Source organism: Sulfolobus sp. B1, assembly GCF_007050195.1.
Lineage (GTDB): Archaea > Thermoproteota > Thermoprotei_A > Sulfolobales > Sulfolobaceae > Saccharolobus.
On sequence record NZ_QIMI01000109.1, the window covers coordinates 1 to 5,514 of the forward strand.

4 protein-coding genes are annotated in these 5,514 nt (G+C 34.7%); 3 read left to right on the forward strand and 1 reads right to left on the reverse strand.

Annotated elements, in window-relative coordinates; genetic code table 11:
- The 3 genes from DMP16_RS07500 to DMP16_RS07510 all read left to right on the forward strand — a co-directional run.
- The coding region (locus DMP16_RS07500; RefSeq protein ID WP_143577048.1) for an FkbM family methyltransferase at positions 1 to 449 on the forward strand (449 nt) is incomplete at its 5' end.
- A 20-nt stretch (positions 450 to 469) separates the two neighbouring features.
- A complete protein-coding gene (gene glgX, locus DMP16_RS07505) occupies positions 470 to 2,629 on the forward strand; it encodes a glycogen debranching protein GlgX (RefSeq protein ID WP_143577050.1) in 2,160 nt (719 codons plus the stop codon).
- A complete protein-coding gene (locus DMP16_RS07510) occupies positions 2,626 to 4,818 on the forward strand; it encodes a malto-oligosyltrehalose synthase (RefSeq protein WP_069283360.1) in 2,193 nt (730 codons plus the stop codon). The genes glgX and DMP16_RS07510 overlap by 4 nt, the downstream gene beginning before the upstream one ends.
- Before the next feature lie 2 nt (positions 4,819 to 4,820).
- On the opposite strand, the gene DMP16_RS07515 is transcribed toward DMP16_RS07510, so the two are convergent.
- A partial coding sequence (locus tag DMP16_RS07515; RefSeq protein ID WP_143577049.1) for a molybdopterin cofactor-binding domain-containing protein occupies positions 4,821 to 5,514 on the reverse strand: 694 nt, incomplete at its 5' end.

Below are 5,514 nucleotides of genomic sequence, written 5' to 3' on the forward strand. Positions count from 1 at the left end.
TTGCTGAAGAACTGAGAAAAAACGTTGAACTTAATAGATTTTTTAACATAGAAGTATTGAATTTGGCAATATGGAAAAGTAAGGATAAGGTTAAGTTATATAAAAGTATAGATGATAACAATCTAGTATCTTCGCTCACTCCTTATAGAATGAAGGAATACGAATATAGGGATTACTTTGAAGTAGAAGCTGATACTCTCGATAATGTGCTAGTAAATTATGATAGGATTGATTTGATATTGATAGACGCTGAGGGATCAGAGGTTGAGGTTCTGGAGGGATCAGTTAATACACTAGAGAAAACTAGAAATGTTATCGTTGAGGTAAAGCCTGGTATAACAGACGAAAAAGTTATTACTATCCTTAAAAATAACGGCTTTTCCGTCTCATTTCTAGACAAAGAAAAATATTATGCAAACGTCTTAGGTAAGAAGGAGAAAAACATTTGATTGTAATAGGAATAATTCTTATTATGTCCTTTTATAGAAGTAGAGACAGACCATTAAGACCTGGCGAGCCCTTTCCTTTAGGTGCTAATTGGATTGAAAGTGAAGATGGAGTAAACTTTTCAATATTCTCTGAGAATGCGGAAAAAATTGAACTATTATTATATACTCCTTCTAATCAAAAGTATCCTAAGGAGGTAATAGAGTTAAAGAATAGAACTGGGGATATATGGCATACATTTGTGCCAGGCTTAGGACCAAAACAACTATACGCTTACCGTGTTTATGGGCCGTATAAGCCAGAAATGGGATTGAGATTCAATCCTCATAAAGTGCTCATTGATCCTTATGCTAAAGCTATAAATGGCAACGTAATATGGAACGATGCATTATTTGGATATAAGATAGGTGATCAGAGCCAAGACTTGTCGTTTGATGAGAGAGACTCCAGTGAATTCATGCCGAAGAGTGTAGTAATCGACCCACATTTTGACTGGGATGATGAAAGTTTTTATAATAGGGAGAAAAGAATTCCATTAAAGGATACGGTAATTTATGAGGTTCATGTTAAGGGATTTACTAAGCAAAGACTTGATTTACCGGAAAATATAAGAGGAACCTATTCTGGCTTAGCCTCTACTCAAATGATAGATTATTTGAAAGATTTAGGCGTTACCACAGTAGAAATAATGCCAGTATTTCATTTTATTGATCAGAGGTTTCTAGTAGAGAAGGGATTAGTAAATTATTGGGGTTACGACCCTATTAACTTCTTTTCTCCGGAATGCAGATATTCAAGTTTGGGATGTTTAGGAGATCAAGTTTTAGAATTTAAGAAGATGGTAAACGAATTACATAATGCTGGAATTGAGGTGATAATAGACGTAGTTTATAATCACACAGCTGAGGGAAATCATCTAGGACCTACATTAAGTTTCCGAGGTATTGATAATCTAGCCTATTATATGCTACAACCTGATAATAAGAGATACTATTTAGATTTCACCGGAACCGGAAATACGCTTAATTTGAGTCACCCTAGAGTAATTCAGCTGGTTATAGACAGCTTAAGATATTGGGTTACTGAAATGCATGTTGACGGGTTCAGGTTTGACTTAGCAGCTGCGTTAGCAAGGGAATTATACAACGTAAATATGTTAAATACATTCTTTATAGCTATCCAACAAGATCCAATATTATCTCAAGTTAAGCTCATAGCTGAGCCATGGGATGTCGGACCGGGAGGATATCAAGTAGGCAACTTTCCATATACTTGGGCTGAGTGGAACGGGAGATATAGGGATACTATTAGAAGGTTTTGGAGAGGAGAAGCGTTGCCTTATAACGAGATAGCTAATAGGCTTTTGGGATCACCAGATATTTATTTAGGAAATAATAAAACGCCTTTTGCCAGTATAAATTACATCACTTCTCATGACGGTTTCACGCTAGAGGATTTAGTAAGCTATAATCAGAAGCATAACGAGGCGAATGGCTTTGATAATAAGGATGGGATGAACGAGAACTATAGTTGGAACTGTGGTGCCGAAGGTCCTACCAATGATAATAATGTGATTTTATGTAGAGAAAAACAGAAAAGGAACTTTATGATAACTTTATTTGTTAGCCAAGGAGTACCAATGATTTTAGGAGGAGATGAATTAAGTAGGACGCAAAGAGGAAATAATAACGCTTTTTGCCAAGATAATGAAATAAGTTGGTATGACTGGAATTTAGATGAGAGGAGAGTTAAGTTTTTAGAATTTGTAAGAGGATTAATTCACTTTTATAGAGCTCATCCAATCTTTAGAAGAGCTAAATATTTTCAAGGAAAGAAGCTTTTTGGCATGCCTCTAAAGGACGTTACGTTTTTGAACATTGATGGAAGAGAAGTCGATGAGAAAATTTGGAATTCACCAACTCAGACTGTTGCATTCATTTTAGAAGGAAGTGTAATGGACGAAATAAACGAGTATGGAGAGAGAATAGCTGATGATACCTTCCTAATAATACTTAATGCTAATCCTAACAATATTAAGTTTAAGTTTCCTAAAGGGAAATGGGAATTGGTAGTTAGCTCTCACTTAAGGGATATAAGGCAGGAGGAGAGGATTGTAGACTCTGAAAGGGAACTGGAAATAGAAAGTAGAACAGCGTTAGTATATAGAAGGGTTGAGCTATGAACGAGAATATAAATTCTACATACAGATTACAGTTAAACAAGGATTTCGATTTCGAGAGAGTAATAGAGTACTTAGATTATTTTAAGGAGTTGGGCATTTCTCATTTATATTTGTCCCCTGTACTTCAAGCTAGACCCTCAAGTAGTCACGGTTATGATGTGGTAGACCATAGTAAGATAAATGATGAATTAGGGGGAGAAGAGGGATACTTTAAATTAGTTAATGAGGCTAAGAAAAGAGGTTTAGGTATAATTCAAGATATAGTCCCTAACCATATGGCAGTTCATAGTAACAATTGGAGACTAATGGATGTTCTCGAGAATTGGAAAAATAGCAAGTATTATAATTATTTTGATATTTATGATGAAGATATAATAATATTACCAATTTTAGAAGACGTTCCGGATAACGTTATAAGAAATAACCTTATTGAAGTAAAGGATAGTTACGTAAAGTACAGAGACTTCCTCTTTCCTATAAATAAAGAAGGTATTGAATACTTAAAGAAATTAAATTGTTTTCAAACCTCGTGTTTAAGCAAAGATGATATAAAGAAGTTACTTGGGATGCAGTATTACGAATTGAAGTTCTGGAAAGAATATCCTAACTATCGTAGATTCTTCGCTGTAAATGATCTTATAGCTATTAAAGTGGAGTTAGAAGAGGTATTTAACGAGTCACATAGTGTTATTTCAAGGTTACCTATAGACGGATTAAGAGTAGATCACATAGATGGGCTTTATGATCCGAAGCAATACATAGACAGACTAAGAAAAATTTTCCCAAATAAAATAATATACGTAGAGAAGATACTATCCCTCGGTGAGAAACTACCAGAAAACTGGAACGTTGATGGAACTACGGGATATGATTTCTTAAATTACGTAAACCTATTACTGGTAGATAAGAGTGGAGAGGAGGAACTGACAAAATTTTATGAAGAATTTGTAGGTAGGAAGCTTGATATAGAGAGTATAATAACTGAAAGTAAGAAGTTAGTAGCAAAAACTCTGTTCCGTGGAGATATTCAAAGACTAGCTAAATTGTTTGGAGTCAATGAAGACTATTTAATTGATTTCTTATCATGCCTTAAACGATATAGGACGTATTTACCTTATGAGGATATGAACGTGATAGATGAGTGTGATAAAGAGAAGAAGCTAAGGGATGAAAAAGCATTAATTAGGTTACAACAATACATGCCAGCAATATTTGCTAAAGGTTATGAAGACACTGCACTATTCATTTATAATAGGCTTATATCCTTAAATGAAGTTGGTAGTAATCTGAGAATGTTTTCCATCACTTTAGACGAGTTTCATGATTTTAATTCAAGTAGAGTGAATTCAATAAGCCTCAATGCTACTTCAACTCATGACACTAAGTTTAGCGAAGACGTCAGAGCAAGGATTTCCGTATTGTCTGAGATTCCTAAAGAGTGGAAGGAAAGGGTTATTTATTGGCATGATTTATTGAAGCCAAAAATAGATAGAAATGATGAGTATAGGTTTTATCAAACAATTGTGGGTAGTTTTGAGTCTTACAACGAGGAATACGTAAACAGGATTAAAAACCATATGATTAAGGCTATAAGAGAGGCTAAGGTAAATACTACTTGGGAAAACCCCAATGTAGAATATGAGAAAAGAGTGTTAGCGTTCATAGATGATACATTATCTAATGATACTTTTAGAAGTGATCTGATTAATTTTCTGAAGAAAGTCACATATTATGGTTATATGAAATCTTTAATTACAATTACTTTAAAGTGTACTTCTCCCGGAATTCCTGACATTTACCAAGGGACTGAGGTGTGGAGATATTTATTGACCGATCCAGATAACAGATTACCTGTCAACTTTAATTATCTGAGAGAAACCATGAAAAAGTTGCCCGATAGTATAGAAAAAATAACAATTTCTGACGAGAGGACTAAAATGTTAGTAATAAAAAAGTTGCTTTCGATTAGAAGAGATTTACAAGGCTATCAGAAGTTACAATACGGATTTAGGAGAGGTAAAATAATGGTATTATTCTCCCCCGTCGTAACAAAAGAAATAAATGATGAAGTTGACTTGCCTAAAAGTTTCGATGTTCTAAGAAATGTTGAAATATCACAAGGAAAATATAAACTAAGTGATATAATAGGAGAGCATAAAATAGCTGTACTGCAAATAAAAAATGATTGATTTCATTCATTTAAAACGTCTTCCAATGTAATTGGGACTTTAGTTATCCTTTTCTTTATTACGTCCTCAATCGCACTAGTTACTGCTGCAGCAGCCACGCCTACTGGAATTTCTCCTATACCTTTGGCTCCGAAAGGTGTTACTGGAGAAGGCGTTGGTACTATATTCACTTCGATATCAGGCAAATCCGCAGCTGTGGGTAATCCATAATCTGCTAAACTAGTTGTTAATAGGTTTCCACTATCATCATATAAATATCTCTCATATAATGCTATAGATATGCCTATTGCAGTTCCTCCAATAACTTGTTCTCGTACTAAATCCTCGTCTATAGGATTACCAGGATCAATGTATACTACGTGTTTGATAGGCTTTATCTTACCATCTTCTATCCTAACAACAGCTAAATCGCAAGCAAATGGATAAGCGTTGAACCTATATTTTCCTTGAAGAGTGTACGTGAAGCTTACTTCTTCTCCTTCAAACTGAGTAATCCTAACTTTTCCTCCATTCTCGCCGATGAAATAACCCTCTTTATAATCTATTATCTTATCGTTTAGTACTGCTTCAGCCCTCTTTCTAAGCTTAGCTTTTAATTCTTCAACTCCACCGGCAACAGCACCATAAGAGTATACAGCCATTCTACTCCCACCGGGACCAAATGATGAAGGTAATTCTGTGTTATCTAGTATTTCA

Coding starts and splice junctions, on each gene's coding strand:
- DMP16_RS07510 (WP_069283360.1), top strand. CDS start 2,626: ATGAACGAGAATATAAATTCTACATACAGATTACAGTTAAACAAGGAT.